General features: G+C 33.2%; 24 protein-coding genes. 16 read left to right on the top strand and 8 right to left on the bottom strand.

Annotated features, from left to right (window positions below; all coding sequences use genetic code 11):
- Positions 1 to 8: 8 nt before the first annotated feature.
- Genes K0U91_RS08470 through K0U91_RS08460 form a run of 3 tightly spaced genes read right to left on the bottom strand, consistent with a single transcriptional unit; the run spans position 9 to position 2,756 of the window.
- Positions 9 to 716 carry a tRNA1(Val) (adenine(37)-N6)-methyltransferase gene (locus K0U91_RS08470; protein WP_220180746.1) on the bottom strand — a complete coding sequence of 236 codons (708 nt, stop codon included), beginning with the start codon at positions 714 to 716 and terminating at the stop codon, positions 9 to 11.
- The gene (locus tag K0U91_RS08465) at positions 716 to 2,170 is read right to left on the bottom strand and encodes a sensor histidine kinase (RefSeq protein WP_219970293.1); all 1,455 of its coding nucleotides are present in this window, start codon (positions 2,168 to 2,170) and stop codon (positions 716 to 718) included. The genes K0U91_RS08470 and K0U91_RS08465 overlap by 1 nt, the downstream gene beginning before the upstream one ends.
- Entirely contained in the window at positions 2,160 to 2,756 is a 597-nt protein-coding gene (locus K0U91_RS08460) for a riboflavin synthase (RefSeq protein WP_219970292.1), read from the bottom strand. The genes K0U91_RS08465 and K0U91_RS08460 overlap by 11 nt, the downstream gene beginning before the upstream one ends.
- 49 nt (positions 2,757 to 2,805) lie before the next feature.
- Between K0U91_RS08460 and pdxA the strand changes: the two genes are divergently transcribed.
- The 11 genes from pdxA (at position 2,806) to K0U91_RS08405 (ending at position 13,827) form a co-directional block, all read left to right on the top strand.
- Positions 2,806 to 3,897 (top strand): 4-hydroxythreonine-4-phosphate dehydrogenase PdxA, encoded by a 1,092-nt coding sequence (gene pdxA / locus K0U91_RS08455; protein WP_219970291.1) that lies wholly within the window; start codon positions 2,806 to 2,808, stop codon positions 3,895 to 3,897.
- Positions 3,898 to 3,980: 83 nt separating this feature from the next.
- Positions 3,981 to 4,502 carry a YceD family protein gene (locus K0U91_RS08450; protein ID WP_220180745.1) on the top strand — a complete coding sequence of 174 codons (522 nt, stop codon included), beginning with the start codon at positions 3,981 to 3,983 and terminating at the stop codon, positions 4,500 to 4,502.
- A gap of 67 nt (positions 4,503 to 4,569) precedes the next feature.
- On the top strand, positions 4,570 to 4,776 hold the full coding sequence (gene rpmF / locus K0U91_RS08445) for a 50S ribosomal protein L32 (protein WP_047445089.1): 207 nt from the start codon (positions 4,570 to 4,572) through the stop codon (positions 4,774 to 4,776).
- 124 nt (positions 4,777 to 4,900) lie between these two features.
- The gene (accB, locus tag K0U91_RS08440; protein WP_220180744.1) at positions 4,901 to 5,383 is read left to right on the top strand and encodes an acetyl-CoA carboxylase biotin carboxyl carrier protein; all 483 of its coding nucleotides are present in this window, start codon (positions 4,901 to 4,903) and stop codon (positions 5,381 to 5,383) included.
- Positions 5,384 to 5,476: 93 nt separating this feature from the next.
- A complete protein-coding gene (gene accC, locus K0U91_RS08435; RefSeq protein ID WP_219970288.1) occupies positions 5,477 to 6,832 on the top strand; it encodes an acetyl-CoA carboxylase biotin carboxylase subunit in 1,356 nt (451 codons plus the stop codon).
- Positions 6,833 to 6,934: 102 nt separating this feature from the next.
- Complete coding sequence (gene rocD, locus K0U91_RS08430) at positions 6,935 to 8,185, top strand: ornithine--oxo-acid transaminase (RefSeq protein ID WP_219970287.1); 1,251 nt, start codon at positions 6,935 to 6,937, stop codon at positions 8,183 to 8,185.
- Positions 8,175 to 9,197, top strand: coding sequence for a glycosyltransferase family 9 protein (locus tag K0U91_RS08425; protein WP_220180743.1), 1,023 nt, complete (start codon positions 8,175 to 8,177; stop codon positions 9,195 to 9,197). The genes rocD and K0U91_RS08425 overlap by 11 nt, the downstream gene beginning before the upstream one ends.
- A gap of 9 nt (positions 9,198 to 9,206) precedes the next feature.
- On the top strand, positions 9,207 to 10,160 hold the full coding sequence (locus tag K0U91_RS08420; RefSeq protein ID WP_220180742.1) for a hypothetical protein: 954 nt from the start codon (positions 9,207 to 9,209) through the stop codon (positions 10,158 to 10,160).
- 94 nt (positions 10,161 to 10,254) lie between these two features.
- Entirely contained in the window at positions 10,255 to 11,259 is a 1,005-nt protein-coding gene (locus K0U91_RS08415) for a hypothetical protein (protein ID WP_220180741.1), read from the top strand.
- Entirely contained in the window at positions 11,249 to 12,532 is a 1,284-nt protein-coding gene (locus tag K0U91_RS08410; RefSeq protein ID WP_220180740.1) for a glycosyltransferase family 4 protein, read from the top strand. Before K0U91_RS08415 ends, K0U91_RS08410 begins: the two co-directional genes overlap by 11 nt.
- Before the next feature lie 47 nt (positions 12,533 to 12,579).
- The gene (locus K0U91_RS08405; protein ID WP_220180739.1) at positions 12,580 to 13,827 is read left to right on the top strand and encodes a glycosyltransferase family 4 protein; all 1,248 of its coding nucleotides are present in this window, start codon (positions 12,580 to 12,582) and stop codon (positions 13,825 to 13,827) included.
- Between the two features lie 96 nt (positions 13,828 to 13,923).
- Here K0U91_RS08405 and K0U91_RS08400 read toward each other — a convergent pair whose 3' ends face one another.
- From K0U91_RS08400 to K0U91_RS08390, 3 genes are all read right to left on the bottom strand, one after another.
- Entirely contained in the window at positions 13,924 to 15,165 is a 1,242-nt protein-coding gene (locus tag K0U91_RS08400; protein WP_220180738.1) for a glycosyltransferase family 4 protein, read from the bottom strand.
- Positions 15,166 to 15,181: 16 nt separating this feature from the next.
- Entirely contained in the window at positions 15,182 to 15,781 is a 600-nt protein-coding gene (locus K0U91_RS08395) for a class I SAM-dependent methyltransferase (protein ID WP_220180737.1), read from the bottom strand.
- Positions 15,782 to 15,983: 202 nt separating this feature from the next.
- Complete coding sequence (locus K0U91_RS08390; RefSeq protein ID WP_220180736.1) at positions 15,984 to 16,979, bottom strand: hypothetical protein; 996 nt, start codon at positions 16,977 to 16,979, stop codon at positions 15,984 to 15,986.
- Positions 16,980 to 17,118: 139 nt separating this feature from the next.
- Here K0U91_RS08390 and K0U91_RS08385 point away from each other — a divergent pair, with 139 nt between their 5' ends.
- The gene (locus K0U91_RS08385; protein WP_220571800.1) at positions 17,119 to 17,310 is read left to right on the top strand and encodes a hypothetical protein; all 192 of its coding nucleotides are present in this window, start codon (positions 17,119 to 17,121) and stop codon (positions 17,308 to 17,310) included.
- A 56-nt stretch (positions 17,311 to 17,366) separates the two neighbouring features.
- Here the strand turns inward: K0U91_RS08385 and K0U91_RS08380 are convergent, their stop codons facing one another.
- A complete protein-coding gene (locus K0U91_RS08380; protein WP_220180735.1) occupies positions 17,367 to 17,711 on the bottom strand; it encodes a phosphomannose isomerase type II C-terminal cupin domain in 345 nt (114 codons plus the stop codon).
- Between the two features lie 93 nt (positions 17,712 to 17,804).
- Between K0U91_RS08380 and K0U91_RS08375 the strand changes: the two genes are divergently transcribed.
- The 3 genes from K0U91_RS08375 to K0U91_RS08365 all read left to right on the top strand — a co-directional run bounded on the left by K0U91_RS08375 (position 17,805) and on the right by K0U91_RS08365 (position 21,300).
- Positions 17,805 to 18,713, top strand: a complete 909-nt coding sequence (locus tag K0U91_RS08375) for a glycosyltransferase (protein WP_220180734.1) — start codon at positions 17,805 to 17,807, stop codon at positions 18,711 to 18,713.
- 74 nt (positions 18,714 to 18,787) lie between these two features.
- The gene (gene gltX / locus K0U91_RS08370; RefSeq protein ID WP_220180733.1) at positions 18,788 to 20,296 is read left to right on the top strand and encodes a glutamate--tRNA ligase; all 1,509 of its coding nucleotides are present in this window, start codon (positions 18,788 to 18,790) and stop codon (positions 20,294 to 20,296) included.
- 47 nt (positions 20,297 to 20,343) lie between these two features.
- Complete coding sequence (locus K0U91_RS08365) at positions 20,344 to 21,300, top strand: acetyl-CoA carboxylase carboxyltransferase subunit alpha (RefSeq protein ID WP_219970276.1); 957 nt, start codon at positions 20,344 to 20,346, stop codon at positions 21,298 to 21,300.
- Between the two features lie 57 nt (positions 21,301 to 21,357).
- Here K0U91_RS08365 and K0U91_RS08360 read toward each other — a convergent pair whose 3' ends face one another.
- Entirely contained in the window at positions 21,358 to 22,047 is a 690-nt protein-coding gene (locus K0U91_RS08360) for a DUF6759 domain-containing protein (protein ID WP_220180732.1), read from the bottom strand.
- Between the two features lie 146 nt (positions 22,048 to 22,193).
- On the opposite strand from K0U91_RS08360, the gene tsf reads away from it, so the two are divergent.
- Positions 22,194 to 23,021, top strand: a complete 828-nt coding sequence (tsf, locus tag K0U91_RS08355) for a translation elongation factor Ts (protein ID WP_219970274.1) — start codon at positions 22,194 to 22,196, stop codon at positions 23,019 to 23,021.
- The last annotated feature ends 29 nt before the right edge of the window (positions 23,022 to 23,050 follow it).

Genomic DNA, 23,050 nt, shown 5'->3' with positions numbered 1-23,050 from the left:
ATCTAAATCTAATTTCGATCTTCTTTTTTAAAAACATGAAACTCGTTAGTGAGTTCAAGATATTGGTCTGAGTATTTTCTCGGACTTTTTTCTATGATAAAATCAGATTCTTCTAATTTTTTTTCATTTGAAGAAAACTCCAGTATTAATCTTTTAATTTTTGAATTTTCGATCCCATAAATATTAATTCTTCGCTTTAAAAACAATTGGTTTTCTTTAGCAATTTTAATAAAATCTGCACCAACCTCAAAGGGAATAATTACGGAAAAAACTCCATTTTCTGAAAGCAATTCTGATGATTTTGATATGAGCTGATAAAAATTCAACTCTACATTCTGTCTGGCAATTTTATCCTTAGAAGAATCTGAAGTCTCAAAATAGGGCGGATTTGTAACAATTAGATCAAATTTTTCATGAGTTTCAAAAGTTTTAAAATCATGAAGAGCATTGTTTAATCTTAAATGAAATAGAGAGTTTTGAAAATTAAGTTTTGTGAGATTTACGGCTTCCTTATTAATTTCAATGCCTAAGAATTTTGCCTTAGAATTTCTTTGAGCAAGCATTAAAGATATCAAACCGGTTCCGGTTCCAATTTCTAAAATGCTGTTAGCAAAATCGACACTTGCTAAAGCACCCAGTAAAACACCATCTGTTCCTACGCGGAAAACATTGGCAGATTGTTGAATTTCGAATTTTTTAAATTTAAAAGGCTTCACTAGAGATTTGTAGGTAGTGTAATGATGAAGGTAGAGCCTTTTCCGACTTCAGATTTTACAGTAATCTGTCCTTTGTAATCTTCCACCATTTTCCGCACCATCGATAAACCTAAGCCCATTCCGCTGTTTTTTGAAGTAAAATTGGGTTCAAAAATTCTGTCATACATATTTTCAGCAATTCCTACTCCATTATCCTGTATTGAAATAACAACCCTTCTTTGTTGCTGTTCGATATCGACATTCACAAGAAGATCTCGATCGTCACTTTGTGCCTGTTTTGCATTGGTGACTAAATTTGTAATAATTCTGGACAAATAAATCCTGTCCATATTGATCATAATATTGCTCTTATTAGAATGAACGAAGATCTGATCATCATTGAAAACTCTCAAAATATCATCAATTTCTGTATTCAGATTAATGATTTCATTATTTTTTTCAGGAAGCTTGGCAAATTCAGAAAATGCGGAAGCAACTGTAGCAATTAAATCAATCTGATCGACCATTGTTTTGCTTAATTTCTTAACCTTTTCGCTTACATTAGGATCTTGCGGATCAAATTTTCTCTCAAAATTCTGAATGGTCAATTTCATCGGTGTCAAAGGATTTTTCACCTCATGCGCAACCTGTTTTGCCATTTCACGCCACGCCTCCTCAGATGCTTTAAAACGGAGTCTTTCCTTTTGATCCTGAATCTGGAGAATCATACGATTGTATGCTCTTGCCAAGGCATTAAGCTCATCATTTTTATAATATTTTATAGGACGCATCTCGTTTTCGAAAAGCGTAATCCTGGTAATCATATCAGAAAATTTGGTGATATTTTTTGCAAGATTCGCGGAAGTAACCCAGCTTAGCCAGACACTGAAAGCAATAAGTAAGATATCGACGATCAGAATATAAATAACATATTTGTGTAAAACTTCCAGATAAGCTGATTCGTTATGATATAAAGGAATATAAATAATTGCGATCGGTTCCAGCATATTATTTTTAAGCAGCAAATATGAAGAGGTAAAAACGGCATCTTTAGAAACATCATGCTGCCTAAAATCATATCTTGCCTCAGTTGAAAGAAGCTTGTTGACAATATTGATAGGAATCTTTTTCTTATCGACTAAATTTTTATCTTTATTTGAAAGTAAATAGTTTCCATTTAAATCATAAATAATAATATCATGCTGGTTGATATCTGCAATCTCGAATATCTTATTCTTTAATACAACAGGAAGATCTTTGGTTTGCGTAGTCGACTGGCTTACTGCATAATCTAAAAACCTTATTACCGCATTGGTCTTCTCCTGCATATCAATCTTGCTTTGCTGGAGAGCATTGTTCCGCAGAACAAAATAAGGAACCAATGAAGATGCCGCAACACTTAAAAGACAGACGAATAAGAAACCAAAAAAAAACCGGTTTCTTAAACTATACCCTTTATATTTATTAAACGCCATTCTGCCTGTTAATTAATTTAGCAATGTACTTACCAACAATATCAAATTCAAGGTTGACTCTATCCCCGATCTTAACATTTTTCATATTGGTAAACTCCCATGTATAAGGGATTATAGCAACAGAAAATTGAAAATCGCCACTCTTGGCAACGGTAAGACTGATTCCGTTTACAGTAATTGAACCTTGCGGAACCGTTACGAAACCTCCTTCTGAATTATATCGTATAGTAACAAAATAGCTGCCATCTTTATTTTCGATATCTACAATATCGCCGGTTTGATCTACATGCCCCTGAACAATGTGTCCGTCAAGCCTTCCATTCATTATCATGCAGCGCTCAAGATTCACCACGCTTCCCGTTTCCCATTTTCCCAAATTTGTTTTTTCTAAAGTCTCATTGATCGCAGTAACAACGTATTGACTCCCGGTAATTTCCACCACGGTAAGACAACATCCGTTATGAGCAAGACTCTGATCAATTTTTAATTCCTGGGTAAATGGACAGCTTAAAGTAAAATTAATATTGCTGCCGTTTTCTTCAATCTTCTCAATAATTCCTACCGCTTCAATAATTCCTGTGAACATATTATTTTTTGCTAAATTTGTAAAATTATAATCTTCAAAGATAATCAAAATGAGCCCAAAAAACCATAAAGTACGAGTAGGAATTTCAATTGGTGACTTCAACGGCATCGGCCCGGAAATCATCATGAAATCTCTGAAAGACAAAACTATTACAGACTTTTTCACCCCCATTATTTTCGGCTCAGGGAAATTATTTACTTATCAGAAGAATATTTTTAAGCTTAATCTGAATTTTAATTACATCACAGAAACTTCACAGGCTCAAAACGGAAAGCTGAACATGCTTAATTTGGTAAAAGATAATTCTAATGTGGAATTGGGAAAACCAACTGAGGAATCTACCAGAATGGCGATCGATTCGCTGGAAGCTGCCACGGAAGCTCTGATGAATGGAGAAATTGACGTCTTGGTTACCGCGCCTATCAATAAAGACGAAATGGTAAAGATGGGCTTTAAACATGCAGGACACACGGGTTATTTTGAAGAAAAATTTAATAAGAAAGGCTTGATGTTTTTGGTAACAGATGGACTAAAAGTTGCTGTTTCTACCCATCACATTCCTATTTCGCAGGTTGCTGAAAATATTTCTAAAGAAAAAATAAAAAAGCAAATCAAGGCTTTAAACCAGACCTTAATTGAAGATTTCTCTATATCTAAACCTAAAATTGCAGTATTAGGTCTGAACCCTCATTCCGGAGACGGCGGCGTCATCGGGAATGAAGAGATTGAAATCATTTCGCCGGCCATCAAAGAACTTTCGGACCAGGGGATTTTGGCTTTCGGACCTTTCCCGGCAGACAGTTTCTTCCAGCCAAATAAATATCAAAGTTTTGATGCGGTCTTGGCTATGTACCACGATCAGGGATTGGCGCCTTTTAAAACTTTAGCGTATGAAGAAGGGGTAAATTATACAGCAGGACTTCCCTTTATCAGAACTTCTCCGGATCATGGTGTTGCTTATGATATAGCCGGGAAAAATATCGCCGATGAGCAGAGCTTTATGGAAGCTATTTTCATGGCTATTAAAATTTTCAATAACAGAAGTGATTATAAAGAAATGATGAGCAATCGCCTTCAGCCGAGAAGAATGCCCTCAGATAACGGAATTGACGAAGATCTTCCTGTAGAAAGTGATATGTAAGTCGCAAATCTAATTAATATCAATTTTGTTAAACATTTTATTTGTAATATTAAAATAAATGCATATTTTTGCACACTCATTTTATGGACAAGTTAAGAAACTACGATATAAGCTTTTCCGGACTGAAAATCGGTAAGCACGAGTTCAGGTTTGAGATCAATAAAGAGTTCTTTCAATTATTCGAAACTGAACAGGAATTTACAAATCCTAATATTGATGTAGAAGTATTTTTAAATAAGCACACTACATTTTTAGAATTTGAGGTAAAAGTAAACGGAACTGTAGAATTGGTTTGTGATATTACAAACGATAATTTTACATACCCTGTAGAAAACGAAGTTGGTATTTTAGTTAAATTCGGGGAAGAGTATGACGACAGCGAGGAAGACGTAATCACTATTCCGGCTAAAGACCATGCATTCAACGTAGCACATTTGATTTATGAAAATGTTGCACTATCTATACCCATGAAGAAAATATCACCTAATATAAGTGATGAAGACTTGGCAATCCTGGAAAAATTCAGTCCGAAAGAAATTGAAAAGGAAGAAGAAGAAGTTGACCCGAGATGGGAAGCTTTGAAGAAATTAAAAGATAAAAATTAAATAATAATAATATGATGAGATGATGCAAAGATCTCATCGCTCATCAAATTAAAAAAGTTATTACAAAATGGCACATCCAAAGAGAAGACAGTCGTCTACAAGAAGAGATAAGAGAAGAACTCATTACAAAGCAGTAGTTCCTCAATTGGCAAAAGATGCAACAACAGGAGAAATGCACTTGTACCACAGAGCGCATTGGCATGAAGGAAAATTATACTACAGAGGAAAAGTAGTATTGGAAAAAACAGTAGAAACTACTACAGAAGAAAACTAAGAGCTTTTTAATTTAAAAATCTCTATTTAATACAAAAACCACTCAATTTTAATAAAAATGAGTGGTTTTTTGTTGCTTTTTGTGTTTTTTTGGTATCTTTGACGACAAATCAAATATCAATTTTATGGACATTAAAGACATACAAAATCTTATCAAGTTTGTATCTAAAGCTGAAGTTTCAGAAGTAAAATACAAGACTAAAGATTTCGAAATTACTATTAAAACTCCGCTTGGAGGCAATGAAGTAAGCTATGTTTCTCAACCCGCAATGTATCAGCAGGCTCCTCAGCTGGCAGCTCCGGGACATGCTCCCGCCGCCGTATCACCTTCTGCAGAAATTCCTGTAGCAGCTTCTGATGATAGTAAATATGTAACTATTAAATCTCCAATGATCGGAACATTCTATAGAAAACCATCTCCGGACAAAGATGTTTTCATCAACGTAGGTGATGAAGTATCAAATGGAAAGGTAGTTTGTGTTATTGAAGCAATGAAATTATTCAACCAGATCGAATCTGAAGTAAGCGGAAAGATTGTTAAGATTTTAGTAGACGATTCTTCTCCGGTGGAATATGACCAACCATTATTCTTAGTAGATCCATCTTAAGGAATTTTAGATGAAAGATTATAGATTTTAGATGGAAATTGTTTCATTTAAAATAATTTAAAATTCAAAATTTAAAATTTAAAATTTCAGAGGATGTTCAAAAAAATATTAATTGCCAATCGTGGCGAAATTGCGATGCGTATTTTACGTACGTGCAAAGAGATGGGAATCAAAACTGTTGCGGTATACTCCACTGCCGACAAAGACAGTCTTCATGTAAGATTTGCTGATGAAGCAGTTTGCATCGGCCCGCCGATGAGTAAAGACTCTTACCTTAGAATCCCAAGCATTATTGCTGCTGCAGAAATCACCAATGCTGATGCTATTCACCCGGGTTACGGTTTCTTATCTGAAAACGCCAACTTCTCCAGAATCTGTGCTAAAAACGGCATCAAATTTATTGGTGCAAGTCCTGAGCAAATCGAGAGAATGGGTGACAAAGCCAATGCGAAGGCAACAATGAAAGCAGCAAATGTACCTTGCGTTCCTGGTTCTGAAGGTTTAATTGAATCTTACGAGCACGCTGTAAAAACAGCAGAAGAAACAGGATATCCCGTAATGATCAAAGCTACTGCCGGTGGTGGTGGTAAAGGGATGAGAGCTGTTTGGAAAGCAGAAGATCTTAAAGAACATTGGGAATCTGCCATTCAGGAAGCTGTTGCAGCCTTCGGAAACGGAGGAATGTACATGGAAAAACTGATTGAAGAGCCCAGACATATCGAGATTCAGGTTGCAGGTGACCAATTTGGTAAAGCTTGTCACCTTTCTGAAAGAGACTGTTCTGTACAGAGAAGAAACCAGAAATTAACTGAAGAAACTCCTTCCCCATTCATGACTGACGAACTTCGTGAGAAAATGGGTGAAGCAGCAGTAAAGGCGGCAGAATTTATCGGTTATGAAGGTGTAGGAACGATTGAATTCCTTGTTGACAAACACAGAAATTTCTATTTCATGGAAATGAACACAAGAATTCAGGTGGAACACCCTATTACTGAGCAGGTGATTGACTACGACCTCATCAGAGAGCAGATTCTTTTGGCAGCAGGAACTCCTATTTCAGGAATCAACCACTACCCGAAATTACACTCGATCGAATGCAGAATTAATGCTGAAGATCCATATGCTGATTTCAGACCTTCTCCGGGAAAAATCACCGGATTAAATATTCCCGGCGGACACGGAATAAGAGTTGACACCCATGTTTATTCTGGATACACTATTCCTTCTAACTACGATTCTATGATTGCAAAACTAATCACTACGGCACAAACCCGTGAAGAAGCAATTGCAAAAATGAAGCGTGCTCTGGAAGAATTCTATGTAGAAGGTGTAAAAACGACTATTCCTTTCCACAGACAGTTGATGGAAGATGAAGCTTATCTTTCAGGAAATTATACGACAAAATTCATGGAGAGTTTTGTGATGGATAAAAAATATGATAATCACTAAGATTATTTTTTTATAAAAAACATAAACTGCTTCATTTTGGAGCAGTTTTTTTGTGTTCCCCTTTTCGTATTAAATTATTAACTTTGCCAAAATCAAAATTTTATGTCAACAGCAGAACAAATAAAGAACTCACAATATTTTATTGAACTTGAAGAAAAACATGGCGCGCACAATTACCATCCGCTTCCTGTGGTTTTAGATAAAGGTGAAGGCGTATTTGTTTGGGATGTTGAAGGCAAGAAATATTACGATTTCCTTTCAGCTTATTCGGCTGTAAACCAAGGTCATTCGCATCCGAAAATTGTGGAAGCTTTAGTTGATCAGGCTAAGAAATTAGCGTTAACGTCAAGAGCATTTTACAATTCAAGTTTGGGAGAATACGAAAAAAAAATTACCACCCTTTTTGGTTTTGATAAAGTTTTACCAATGAATTCTGGTGCTGAGGCTGTGGAAACTGCTGTAAAATTAGCCAGAAAATGGAGTTACGAAATAAAAGGTATTAAAGAAAACGCAGCGAAAATTGTAGTTTGTGAAAATAATTTCCATGGAAGAACCACAACCATCGTGTCATTTTCAAATGATCCTGATGCCAATAAAAATTACGGCCCTTTCACACCGGGATTTGTAAAAATTCCATATAACGATCTTGCAGCTTTAGAAGAAGTTTTAAAAAATGATGCTCAAAATATTGCAGCATTTTTAGTTGAACCTATCCAGGGTGAAGCCGGAGTTTACGTTCCGGACGAAAATTTCCTTAAAAATGCTTCCGACTTATGTAAAAAATACAATGTTCTTTTCATTGCAGACGAAGTACAAACCGGAATTGCGAGAACAGGAAGATTGATTGCCTGTCATCATGAAAATGTGCAGCCGGATATTTTAATTTTGGGGAAAGCTATTTCAGGAGGAATGTATCCCGTTTCAGCAGTTTTGGCAAATGACGAGATCATGAATGTCATCAAACCCGGACAACACGGTTCTACTTTCGGTGGAAACCCGATTGCCTGTGCAGTTGCCATTGCAGCTTTGGATGTTGTAGAAGATGAAAAACTATCTGAAAGAGCAGAAGAATTAGGCCAAATATTCAGATCTGAAATCGAAAAATTGATTGAAAAATCTGATCTGATCACCAAAGTAAGAGGAAAAGGCTTGCTTAATGCTATCTTAATCAATGATACACCAGAAAGTTCAACCGCGTGGGATCTATGTTTGCAGCTAAAGGAAAACGGATTGCTTGCAAAACCAACTCACGGAAACATCATCAGATTGGCACCACCTTTGGTAATTACAGAAGAGCAGTTGTTAGACTGCGTCAGAATTATTGAAAAAACAATCACAGAGTTTGGCAGATAAAATAAAGATTTTAATCATTCAGAAAAAATTCATGGGTGATATCTTGGTTAGTTCTACTACCTTTCCTTTATTGAAAAAGAAATTTCCGGATGCCGAATTAAGCGTCCTTTTGGAGGAAAAACATAAGCAAATTTTGTATGGTAACCCCTATCTCGATCATCTCATTTTTTGGGATGATCAAAATTTTGTACAAATGATGCAAAATATTCGAAGAGAAAATTTTGATATTGTTATTGATTTATATTCTAAAATAGATACCGGATTATTAACTTTATTTTCCGGAGCAAAAAAAAGAATTGGCTTTTTTAAAAACTACACGAAGTTTTTTTACAATAATCCCGTGAAAAGGCGACAGAAAGCAATTTCTGATAACACTACGTTAGGCATTGAACATCGATTGCAATTACTTGAACCTTTGGATATTAAATTTCAAGAAATTTTCCCAAAAACTTATATTTTGGATGAGGAGCTTGAAAATGCCAAAAAAATTCTTACACAAAACGGGTTGAAAACAGACGACAGCTTAGTAATGATCAGCACATTTGGCAGCTCTGAAGAAAAGACTTATCCTTTGGAATATATAGCTAAAGTGCTCGACAATATTGTTAAATTTCAGCCAGATTCGAAAATATTGTGTAATTATCTACCCTTTCAAAAAGAGCTTTTTATAAAACTAATGAATATGGTTTCTGATATAACACAGAAAGCTATCGTTAAAGAATTTGACACAAAAAATCTCAGGGAATTTGCGGCGGTAACCAGCCTTTGTAAATGTCTGATTGGCAATGAGGGCGGTGCCACCAACCTGAGTAAGTCTTTGAACATCCCTACTTTTACGATTTTTGCACCTCATATACAATTAAAAGGCTGGGCTTGGACCAGCAATCCTAAAATGGACAAGTTTTTGCATCTTAATGATTTTGTTCCTGAATCTAGCAATTATTCAGACTTTAAGCCTGAATTATTTGAAGACCAACTAAAAGATTTCCTGAATCTGGCACTTAATGATTAGTAAGCAAAAATGGATAAAGATATAAAAACCATACTTCTCATCACTTACGATAATTGGGGTTTTAACCAATATATCGCTGATGCTCTTGAAGCGAAAGGCCACGAGGTAAAGCATATCAATTTTCATCATTTCAGATACAAGTATCCCAACCTGGGGTATAAAATCTTCAACTTTTTCACTAAAAATACAGGAATTTTAAATCTAAAGCATCAGCATTACAATTCTGTAATTCTAAAGGAAATTGAAAAATTAAATAAAATTGATACATCAATTTATATTAAAGCAGATTTTTTGTCTCCTGAAACAATAAAGGCTATCAACAAAAAGTCAGAAAAATCAGTTTTAATTATCAGTGATTCCATCAACAGATATCCGAAAACAAAAAAGATCTTAACGCTGTTTGATAAAGTTTTTTCATTCGAGAAAAAAGACTGTGAAAAATACAATTTGATTTTTAAGACCAATTTCATCTACAATTATGTAGAACACATTCCTGAGGTATTTATATACAAAGTTTTTAATATCAGCTCTTTGGATAACAGATTTCCTGTCTTTCAAAAAATCGCAAAGTACTTGCATCAACTGAACATCAATTACAGAATCATTATCTTCACTTCAAAAAAAGAAAATGATCCGTATTTGGAATTTTCAAAAACTACCCTTTCTATTTCAGAAAACAATGCACTACTGGCAGAATCTGAGATCATGCTGGATGTACACAGAACTCAACAGCAAGGTTTAAGCTTCAGGGTTTTTGAAAGTTTGGGACTTCATAAAAAGCTGATTACCACCAATTCAGATATTATTAATTATGATTTTTATAATCCTGAGAACATTCATATCATCGAAGACGTAGAAAAAATCAGTATTCCTGAGTTATTTTTCGAAAAACCTTACACAAAAGTTCCGAAAAAATTTCTTGAAAAATACCTCATCGAAAACTGGGTTGAAGAGTTGATCTGATCCTATTTGGAAAAGTATTTTTAATTCTCGTATTTTTGCTTTTTTATTGCATCTTTCTTTTAATGATAAAAATATTTTTCGCTAAAAAAATTTAATGATTACCTATAAAAGCCATTCTAAAATCATCATTTTCTGTCCTCCGAAAAAAGTTACCGGCGGACCGGAAGCTTTGCACCAGCTTTCTGATAGATTGTATAAAATCGGAGTAGAAAATGTTTTTATGCATTATATTCCTAAAAGAAAAAATGCGAAAGCGATCAATTATTCTGTTTACAAAACAAAGGAAACAGATTCTGTTGAAGATCATCCCGATACAATTTTGATTATTCCCGAATCGATGACTTTTTTAATTAAAAAATATCCTTTAAGCCAAAAAGTAATCTGGTGGCTGAGTGTTGATTTTTATAAAATTTTGATGGAATATAGAATTCGTAAGCAAAGTTTTTTTACAAAATTATTTTATAAGCAGGCAGATAAAGAGTATTATTTTGAGGATTTACCCAATGTTTTTCAATGGGCACAATCTTACAGATCTAGTGTTTATCTGAAAAAACACGGTATTCCTGACAATCAGATTGATTATGTTTGTGATTATATCAATCCTTCTTTTACTGAAAATAAAAATGTCATCAAGAAAGATTTAAATAACAAAAAAGTTTTATATAATCCTAAAAAAGGAAAAGAAGAAATTTCTCAACTTATAAAGAATTCTCCGGAGCTGAATTGGGTTCCTATTCAGAATATGAATGCTCAGCAGATCAAAGATCTGATGTCAAAATCTTTATTATATGTTGATTTCGGAGAAAACCCCGGCCGAGATAAGATGCTTCGTGAATCTGTATCTCAGGACTGTTGCATTATTTCAGGAAGAAATGGTTCTTCAGCATATTATGAAGATTTGATGATTCCTGATGAGTATAAGTTTGACTTCAGCGAAAGTCAAATCCCTGAAATTATATCAAAAATAAAAGAAGTATTAGAAAATTATTCTGAGCATATCCCACAATTTTTGACCTATAAAAATGTGGTTTTAAATGAGGAAAATGTTTTTGAAAATAAACTGAAAGAAATTTTTAGAAAAGATAATTATGGAAAATAAGAAGAAAACCTTTGGAGTCAATATGTCTGGTTTTTTCAATGCCGAAATCGGATTTGGAGAGGCTATCCGTAATAATCTGAAAGCTTTGGAACTTATGAAGATACCCGCAAAGCCGATTAACTTTAATATGCACCTCAGTAATAGACTGAATGACAACTCAGTGAATTTTGAAGATAATACCAATGATTATCCGGTGAATATCGTCCACGTAAACATGGATACGATTTATAGCTTTTTTAATGAAAAATCTTCGGCCTTTTTCGAAAACAAATATAATATCGGATATTGGGCATGGGAAATGGAAGAATTTCCTGATGAATATGTAGAATACTTTAAATATTACGATGAAATCTGGACCTGCTCAAGATATTGTCTGGACTCTATTTCGTTAAAATCTGACATTCCTGTCACCAATATTCCTCACGCAATTGATATCAATGATGATGACATCAATAAAAATTTTGATTCTGGTCTGTCATCAGAAGATTATCATTTCCTTTTTATTTTCGATTATAACAGCCTTATTGAACGAAAAAACACACTTGCTCTAATTGATGCTTACGAAAAAGCTTTTGGTGTAGATAACGATAAAGTAAAGCTTGTTATCAAAACCTCTATTCCGGGCAATCACCTGTCAAAAGCCAGAAAAAAAGTGATGACAAGAATTGGCAGCAATAAAAGCATTATCTATAAAGAAGAAATGCTAAGAAGAAATGATCTGCTTGCTTTAATGAACTTTGCAGACTGCTATGTTTCTCTTCACCGTTCAGAAGGTTTTGGCCTTACGATGGCTGAAGCAATGGCACTGGGAAAACCTGTAATTGCAACAGGCTATTCCGGAAATCTTGATTTTATGACTGTTAATAATTCTTTTCTAGTAAAATATAAGCTGATCAGACATGATTATGATCTTAGTGTTTTACCAAAAAATAATTATTGGTCTGAACCAGATACAGATCATGCTGCAGAGCTGATGAAATTTGTTTTTGAAAATCAGAAACACGCTGTAGAAACAGGTAAAAGAGCAAAAGAAGACATTCATACTTATTTTTCTTTAGATGCAATAGGCAGAAAAATGAAAAAAAGATTGGATATCATTGAAAATACTATTCTGATCGAAAGAGATGACTACGAAATAAAAAACACGTTGCTAAAATTAGAAAGCGATAATAAGATCCTGCAAAAAAGAGTGAAATATCTGGAAAAAGGATTGTATAATAAGGCAAGAAAAAAAGTCAACGATATTTTAAAGAAAATAAAAGGACGCGAATAATTTAAGACTTTTTTTAAGATTAAGAATAATTACGGTGCTTATTTGATATGAAAGACAAAATTGCTATTGTTGTTCAACGTTATGGTTTAGAAATCAATGGCGGAGCAGAGCTTCATGCCAGATTGCTCGCTGAAAAACTTTCTGCCATCTATGATATTGAAATTATCACCACATGTGCAGTCGAATATCAGTTTTGGGATAATTACTATCCTGAAGGCATTGAAGTAATCAATGATATCAAAGTAAGAAGATTCAAGACTTTAAAAAAGGACCTGAAAAAATTTAACAGGCTTAGCAAATTCGTTCGTAACTTGCATAAATATGGCCGACAGAAATTAAATCTTAAAAATTTTCCATATCTGCTCTTTAAAAAAATAAAATACAATAAGAAAAAATTTATTTTTGCTGACTGGCTCGAAGCGCAAGGACCATTTTCTACTGATTTAACTGATTTTATAAAAGCAGAAAAAGATAATTACAGGGCATTTATATTTTTTACTTACTTATACCATCCTACAAATATTGGAATTAAAGAAGTAGCTGAAAAAAGCATTCTGATTCCTACGGCACACGACGAACCTCAATTTTATCTTGATGGATATGCACAATTGTTTTCTTGTCCAGAATTTATCATGTACAATACGCAGACGGAAAAAGATTTTGTAGAAAAAGTGTATCCGCAAAGCAAAAAAATAAAATCAGACATTGCAGGAATTGGGTTTGATGATTATGACATGGCTGTAACTCAATTGCCGGAAGATTTTCAGGCTAAAAAATACTTCATTTATATAGGCAGAATTGTTGAAGACAAAGGTTGCGTCATGATGATTGAGTATTTTAGAAACTTTAAAAAGAACCATCCAGAATGTACTGATATAAAATTGGTGCTGGTCGGCAAAAATTCTCTTGACGAAAAATTAACGCAGGCAGATGACATTATACTAACCGGTTTTGCGGATGACTTATTGAAAAACACACTACTAAAAAATGCCTGCGCACTCATAATGCCTTCATTTTATGAAAGCCTCTCATTGATAACGCTAGAAGCCATGATCATGGAAATTCCTGTCATTGTGAATAGAAATTGTGAAGTTTTATATGCTCATATAGAAAAAAGTGACACAGGTAAAAGTTTTAGAAACAATAGCGAATTCTCGGAAGCTCTCCTGTTTTATTTAAAACAGAATAACAAAGATTTGCTCACAGAAGGTGCAAAAGCAAAAAATTACGTATTAAAAAATTATTCCTGGAATACTGTAATCAATAAGTACGATTCCGTTATTAAATCATTGTGATCACGAAGAAAATTCAATTTTTTTCCGGGAAACCCATTTTCTAACAGAGCAGGAAATGTAACCACAGTAAAAAACAGTCTCAATTTTAATGTATATTTATAAAGCAGTATTTATTTGTAATATTGTATTATAAATACTTATATGCTCTTCAATAGTTTTATCCCAAGAAAATTGTTTTGCTCTTTCTAACCCTCTTTTAGCATATTCTTTTTTGAATTCTTCATTTGTATAAAATTTAAAAATTGTTTCAGATAAAGTAATTTCATCTCGCGGATCTAGAAGGATTCCCCCATCACCAACTACCTCTGGTAACGAGGATGTATTTGAAGACACCGTTGGTACACCACATTGCATAGCTTCTAACGGAGGCAATCCAAATCCTTCATACAGAGACATATAATAAAATGAATTTGCCTGACTGTACACCGCCGCTAAATCTTCATCAGGAATTCGTCCTGTAATTATAATTTTATCTTTTAGATCTTTAGCATTTTCGTACTCTTCAAAGATTTTATCATATTGCCATCCTTTTGAACCTACCAAAACAAGATATAAGTCATTAATATTATGAGTTATAATTGTTTTAATATATGTTCTTATCAAATGATCTATATTTTTACGAGGTTCTAATGTACTTAGGCTAAGTATATAATTCTCCGGTAAATTATATTTCTTTTTTACAGAGATATTTTTATCCTCATCTACTGAAGGATAAAATATCTCTTGAGAAGCTGCTAACTTTGAAACAAAGATTTTATCTGGATCTAAACTGGGATCATGTAGAAGCAAATCTTTTCTAGTATTTTCAGATACACATATTGCATAGTTGTTTTTCCCTAAACTTTTGATAGTCTTTTTTAAAATCTTTGTATTATCGTTGTATTGTGGATATAAAATTGGAATTAAATCATGAATAGTAACTATTTTTTTAACATTGGGAAAACTATTTAGACTTTTATTTATGGGATAATAAACAGAGTGATAAATCATTTGTCTGTCCATAATTTCTGTTTCATTATAAGTAATCATAAAATCAGAAAGACCCAATTTTTTATACAAATATCTGAAAGGCTTTTCTTTTCTAAAAGGTACAAACTTTTTTCTTTCACTATTACAGATCAAATCGGCTTCTAAACCATTTTCAGATAGAAATTCCCTTATTTTCGATTTAGTATCTTTACTATCAGTATAATTATGATTAGCAGAAACCAAATCAATATCTCTATTCTTATAAAACCTACTAAATAATTCATACGCAACTCGGTAAATACCCGTTTGATTTTGTTTATATGAATTACCCATTATTTCAACATCGAAAATTAATTTTATTTTATCCATTAAAAACTTTTAATAATTATTTTGAATTTAATAAATCTTTAATGAATAGATAATCTCTTTCCTGATAAGACTCTCTATAAATATCAAATTTTTTAATTTCTTTTTCTTTTAACCCGAAAAAATATTTGTATGTTTTGATATCTTTCAAGGCAAAATCAGTCTGTTCTTGAGTTAAAACTTTCGGAGTGAAAATATGAATATTATTTTTTCTATAATATTTTTTTCCAAAATTTTCAGCAATGATATTCAGAGATTTTTCAGAATAAAAAGCAATATGTTGTCCGGTTTCGGGAGCAATATATACCCAATTTTCAATTTGGGATGCTGTTTGGGGAATTATGTCTGTCGAAAAAATGAGATGTTGAGAATATTTTAAAATATTTTCAATTTCCAAGAGTGGATTTTCTAAATGCTCAAATACTTCGAAAGCTGTAACTAAATCAAAATTTGATTCTTTCAGGTCTTCAATATCAAAATGTTTGGAAAACAAATTTTCACAGTAAAAATCCTGTCTATAAAAATTATATCCCTTATCCCTCATTGCTCTTACAAAAAGACCATACCCACCTGCAAAATCTAAAAAAAACTGCGCTTCTGGAAATAGACAATCTATCATTTTGCTTACATTTTCCTTAAGAAAATCGTTACGATTTAAAATACCAATATCTAGGGATGTTATAGCATTTTCGTATGCTTCTTTTAACCAAAAAGGTTCATCGGTTTGTATAAAACCACAATTTGAACATTGATAATAATTTACACGATATTTCGTTAAAACAGTTTTCTCAAAAATTTCATGAGATGGTTTTTTACATATTTTACACTCCATATGATAAAATTTTTGATTTTTCTTTAAATGAATAAATATAGATTATAATGTAGCAAATTGATAGCAATACGATATTGTAATAATAGTTGCCAAAAGCTTGTTTTGATAATATAAATATCGAGAACAAAACCAATACAAAATATTTTATTAATGAAAGGGGTGTAAAATTTCTGTTTTTATAAAATATATAATATATAATAGCCAAAGCAACAAAAGTTAAATAATTGGCAAAATTAGATACATCTATTCCTTTATTAAATAAATATCCTGTTATTGAAAGAGAATCATATCTAGGATTAGAATTTTTAAAATAATCAATACTATACAATAAACTTTTACTATCGATAATCAAAAAAGGTAAAAAACAAATGAAAAATGATAGAAAAGTCAGAAATATATATTTGAAATATTCAGCAAGAGATAACTCTCTATGATAATACACCACTACCAATGGCAACAATGGCAAGAAGTAAAGTTTCATAGACATGATAATTCCTAAAAAGACAAAACTGAGAGCTTTTTTTCTATAAATGATTGATACAAAAAACAAACAGAAAAAAGGAAATGATAAGCTGTCAATCCAAGAATATTTTATCATGTAAAAAGTGTAAGGACAAGTAAAAACCAACATTATACTAATACTTAAAATCTTCAAATCTCTTTTCAAAGCAAGAAATAAAATTAAACATCCCGAAATAAGATAAAATATATTACCATAGCGTAAATCTCCAAAAATTATTTGAAACGGTGTTAGCAAGTAAATATTTATTGGCCAATAAACTAATTTTATATCCTGTTTTCCATAAGCATAATTATAAGTTCCACCATAAATATCAGAATAAACTCTTTCATATGGATTTTTCGAATGTACTAAATCATTTATTGACTGTTTAAGAATAATAAACAAATCAATAAAAGGCTCTGGATATAAAAAAGGAACGATTAACGAAAATAATATGAAACACACCAAATATATATTTGCCAATATTTTTCTTTTTTTATAGAAACTAAGAATTAGAAATATTCCGTTGATAATGAGAAAAAAAATTTTTAAATTGAAGCCAATATAATTTTTTAATGTTAAAAATAATTTACTTTCATTTTCTATCTTTCCCGTAAGAAAAATGAAAATATTGATAAAACAGAAGATATATATATATTTTGTAAGCGTAAAATCCTCACTTAAAGAATATCTTGTTTCCGAAAAAGAAAAAACTATCAGAAACAAAACAAAAGATATAATAGGTAAAAAACTAAGCTTTGTGTTTGACCCTATAAATATCGATAGTAATGCTCCTAGAATAAAATATCCATAAAGAAATACAGATATTTTATTTAATTTTCGGATATTCTTTTTGAGAACCTCCATAAATTACCTCCTATCATACTCATCCTCCAACCTCACAATATCATCCTCACCAAAATAAGTTCCGGTCTGTACTTCAATGAACACAACCGGCTTTTCAGATAAATTCATGATGCGGTGTTTGGCACCTAAAGGAATGAAAATACTTTCACCGTAAGATAAAGAGATCTCCTTGTCATCAAGTACAATGGTGGCATCTCCTTCAATGATCGTCCATTGTTCTTGTCTTTTGTGATGGTATTGATACGATAATTTTTGTCCGGGATTTACTTCAATCCTTTTTAATTTATAGTGAGGCTCATCAGCCAAAACAAAATATTTTCCCCAAGGTCTTTCACCGACTTCTAACATTATTTGTAATCTTTAAGTACAAAAATAAAAACTTAAATTATTAAATAAGGTATTATTTAAAAAAAATCAAGATTTTTGTATAAAATTAGTTCTATGAAAATTAGTGGTTACGGATATGTAAGAAATGGATTCCAGTATGGAGTTCCTTTTTTAGAATCTATTCAGTCTGTTTTGCCGATTTGTGACGAATTCATCGCAGTAGTAGGAGATTCTACAGATGGAACCCGTGAAGCGATTGAAAATTTAAACGATCCTAAAATAAAAATCATAGACACCATTTGGGATGACAATCTGAAACAACATGGCAAGATTTTCGCCCAGCAATCAAATATTGGTTTAGAACATGTTTCTGGAGATTGGGTTTTCCATATTCAAGCAGATGAGGTAATTCACGAAAATGATTTACCAAAGATTCTGGAAAATATCAAAAAATATAATAACAATGCTCTCGTAGAAGGTTTTCTGCAACCTTTTCTTCACTTTTGGGGAGACTATAACCACATCCGCAACAGCCGTGCCGTACACAAAAATGAAATCAGAATTTTTAAAAACAATCCTGAGATCAGATCTTATATCGATTCTCAAGGATTCAGAAAATTTAAATCTGATGAAGGTTATAAAAATGGCAGCGAAAGAGGTGAAAAATTAAAGGTATTACGTCTTGATGCTCCGATTTACCATTACAATTCTGTGAGATCAAAAAAGAAAATGATGCTGAAAGCCAATAATTTCCAATATTATTACGGTCAAAAAGATCAAAAACTAGCAGAAGCACCAAAGGAAGAATACAATTATCACACTGTCGACCGAGTAGGAAAATTCTTAGGAACTCATCCAAAAGTAATGGCACAGGCAATTGCGGATCATGATTTTGTCTTCGAGCATGACAAATCGCAGGCAGTTTGGGACAAAAAAGATAAATTGGTACAGCCTTTAGAAGACTTGCTGAAAATAAGAATCGGCGAATACAAAAATTATATTCTACTTAAAAATATCAAATAGTTTTTCCAAAAAAACCTCTCTTTTACGTATAAACTTTTTTGAAATGCTTAAATTTGCACCTTAATTTCAAAGAAATGAGTAAAGTAAGAGTCCGTTTTGCACCAAGTCCTACAGGGCCATTGCATTTGGGAGGTGTAAGAACTGCGTTGTATGATTATCTTTTTGCAAAAAATAAGGGTGGTGAGTTTGTATTGAGAATCGAAGATACAGATACCGCACGTTATGTAGAAGGTGCCGAAGATTACATTGAAGAAGCTCTTGAGTGGTGTGGAATCATTCCCGACGAAAGCCCTAAAAAAGGTGGAAAATTTGCCCCTTACCGACAATCTGAAAGAAGAGATATCTATGATAGATACACTGAGCAGATCTTAAAAACCGACTACGCTTACATCGCTTTTGACACCGCTGAAGAATTGGATGCCATCCGCGCCGAGTTCGAAGCTAAAGGTGATGTCTTCTCTTATAACAACATTTCAAGAAACCGTTTAAAAAACAGCATTTCACTTTCTGAAGGGGAAATTCAAAAATTGATGGATGCAAAAACGCCATATGTTGTAAGATTCAAGATGCCGGTTGACAGAACTTTGGGTTTAGTCGACATCATCCGTGGAAATTCTGCAGTGAATACCGATACCTTAGACGATAAAGTTCTAGTGAAAAACGACGGGATGCCTACTTACCATTTTGCCAACATCATTGATGACCACGAAATGGAAATTACTCACGTTATCCGTGGTGAAGAGTGGCTTCCTTCCCTTGGTTTACACGTTTTATTATATGAAGCAATGGGCTGGCAAGCTCCTGAGTTTGCCCACCTTTCTTTGATCTTAAAACCTGAAGGAAAAGGGAAATTAAGTAAAAGAGACGGTGATAAATTCGGTTTTCCTGTATTTCCATTAGATTTCAAGGATCCCAAAACAGGAATTGTTTCTAAAGGCTTTAGAGAAAACGGATATTTGCCAGAAGCTTTCATCAATATGGTGGCACTTTTAGGCTGGTCTCCTGCGGACGATAAAGAAATTTTATCACTGGATGAAATGGCTAAAGAATTTGATTTAAATAAAGTTCATAAAGCCGGAGCAAGATTTAATAAAGAAAAAGCTGAGTGGTTCAACCATCAATATATTCAGCTGAAATCGGATGAAGAATTACTTCAAATTTTAAAAAATTCAGATTTAAATTTAAATATTGAAGATGAAAAATTATTGAAAATTATTCATTTGATGAAAGAAAGAGCAACGTTCCCGAAAGATATTTACGAAAACGGAAAATTCTTTTTTGAAGCTCCCATTTCTTACGATGAGAAAGCATCTAAGAAAGCATGGAATGAAGAAACTGCAGGTCTTTTGACAGAATTTGCCGAAAGTTTTAATTCAATTAATGATTTCACTTCAGAAAATATTAAACAAAACTTACACGATTTTGCAGAAAACAAAGGTGTAGGAATGGGAAAAGTAATGATGCCTCTGCGTTTAGCCTTAGTTGGAGAACTGAAAGGTCCGGATGTTCCGGATATCGTGGAACTCGTTGGTAAAGAAGAAAGTATCGCCAGAATAAGCAATGCTGTAAATAATTTTAAATAAATTTTCATAATTTTTCATACATTTGAAAGATTTAATTTACTTCAAGAATGGAATATTTAAGTTTCGAACTTCCTATAAAAGAACTGATGGATCAGTATCAAACCTGTTCGTTGGTAGGAGAAGAAAGTGGTGTTGATGTAAAATTAGCATGCAGTCAGATCGAGGATAAGATTATCGATAAGAAAAAAGAAATCTATGGAAATCTAACTCCTTGGCAGAGAGTACAGTTATCGCGTCATCCTGATCGTCCTTACACCATAGACTATATCAACGGTATGGTAGATAAAGGAAGTTTCCTGGAATTGCATGGTGACAGAAACTTTGCAGATGATCCTGCGATGATCGGCGGTTTGGCAACATTAGATGGTCAAAAAGTAATGATCATCGGTACCCAAAAAGGGAGAACCACCAAAGAAAGACAATACAGAAGATTCGGAATGCCTAATCCTGAAGGATATAGAAAGGCATTAAGATTAATGAAGCTGGCTGAAAAATTCAGAATTCCTGTAATTACCTTAGTCGATACACCGGGCGCATATCCTGGATTAGAGGCAGAGGAAAGAGGTCAGGGTGAAGCTATTGCAAGAAATATCTTTACAATGGTGCAGCTTAAAACTCCTATTTTCACTTACATTATCGGTGAAGGAGCAAGTGGCGGAGCATTAGGAATTGGTGTAGGAAATAAAGTATATATGCTTGAAAACACTTGGTATACGGTAATTGCACCAGAAAGTTGCTCGTCAATCTTGTGGAGAAACTGGGATCATAAAGAAGACGCAGCCAACGCATTGAATTTAACCCCGAAAGACGCTTTAAGAGAAAAATTCATCGATGGAATCATCGAAGAGCCTCTTGGCGGAGCACATTACGATCCTGAAGCAACCTATTTGAATTTAAAAACCTCGATATTGCAAAACATCAAAGCGTTTTCTAAATTCACAGGACAGGAACTGGAAACCCAAAGACAAGACAAATTTATTGCCATGGGGCAATTCAAAGGATAAAAATAAAAAAAGGTAGCTGAGAAATTAGCTACCTTTTTTATTTAAATATAATTTTATTTACTCCGACACATCCAGCTGTATCTCAATATCTTTTGTGATCTTCTTCAGTGACGAATATTTTGCGTCACACACCATTGTAGTCAGCACATATTCACCTTTATCGATCAGGACAAAATTCTGTCCTTTTGCAGGAACATCAAGGTTATAATATTTTTTACCGCTTATCTTCACGATCAGCCTGCAGTTTGATCTGTTTTTGATATTGATATATGCTTCCTTATCACTCGGATCATCATTAAAAATGTGAGTAAGCATTGCCGCGGTTCTTTTATTTTTATCACTTGCCTCAGATTTTTTACTGACACTTCCTACACTTGCAAAATTTACATTTTTTTCCGGTGATTTATTAACTGTTACATCCTTACCTTTATTAAGCTCGTTATTGCTTACTATTTTTTCAATTTTATCTTTACTTAATGGTTTGATGGTCGGTTTGGCTTCTGGTGAGTTGTCTGCCATAATAATGGTAATCAGTCTTTTTTTAAAAAAATCTGTTCTCGCATGACCTGGGTTTTGCTTTAAAAAACCTGCGATAATTCTTGGTTCGTTAGAAGTTTCGGCTTCTGTTTCTGTATAGATAATGACCGTTTCTTTTTCGGCAACAACTTTAGTTTTAGATTTTTTTTTCTTCTGAGAGAAACCAAGACTGAAAATGAGGAGGAATATGATTAGAAATATGTTTTTCATCTGTAGAAACCTTTAAAAATTTATTAAATAATGCTATAACGTGAAAAGTCATTTTTTAGTTTATCATTAAAATCATTATCTTTGCACATCTTTAAAATAAACTATTAAAGTTAATCATAATTTTAAATAAAAAATAAATAAATATTATGTCTTATTCACCAGCTGCTGCAGACGTAGCAAAATTGAGAAACCAAACAGGTGCAGGTATGATGGACTGCAAGAAAGCTTTAGTTGAAGCAGAAGGAGATTTCGAAAAAGCAGTAGATATCCTTAGAAAAAAAGGACAAAAAGTAGCTGCCAACAGAGCTGACAGAGATTCTTCTGAAGGTGCTGTAATCGCTAGAGTAAATGAAGATAATACTTTAGGTACTATTATTTCTTTAAACTGTGAAACTGACTTTGTTGCTAAAAACGAAGCGTTCATCGAGCTAGCTTACGAAATTGCTGAAATGGCTATTTTCGCTGCAACTAAAGAAGAATTATTAGCTACAGATTTCCACGGAATGACTGTTGCTGAGAAATTGATCGAGCAGACAGGAGTTATCGGTGAGAAAATCGAGATCGGTGCGTTCGAAAGAATCACAGGACCTTTCCTGGGAGCTTACATCCACGCAGGAAACAAAATTGCTGCAATTACTTCACTTTCTGCTAAAGTAGACGGTGCTGACGAGGCTGCTAAAGCTGTTTCTATGCAGGCTGCTGCAATGAACCCAATCGCTCTTGATGAAACTTCGGTTTCTCAGGAAACAATCGACAAAGAATTGGAAATCGAAAGACACAAACTTACTGAAGAAGGTAAACCTGCAAATATTATTGATAATATATTAAAAGGTAAAATGCAGAGATTCTACAAAGACAATACTTTGGTACACCAGGATTTTATTAAAGATAGTTCTGTTTCTGTTGCTGATTACGTGAAATCTGTAAATGGAGACTTGAAAATTACAGGATTTGTAAGAGTAAGCTTAGCTTAACCAGTTTTTTTATACAATAAATGATCCCG

This window comes from Chryseobacterium sp. LJ668 (assembly GCF_019613955.1).
In the GTDB taxonomy this organism is placed as follows: Bacteria; Bacteroidota; Bacteroidia; order Flavobacteriales; family Weeksellaceae; genus Chryseobacterium.
Note: the sequence above shows the minus strand (reverse complement) of the source record. Positions and strands in the feature narration are given on the sequence as shown.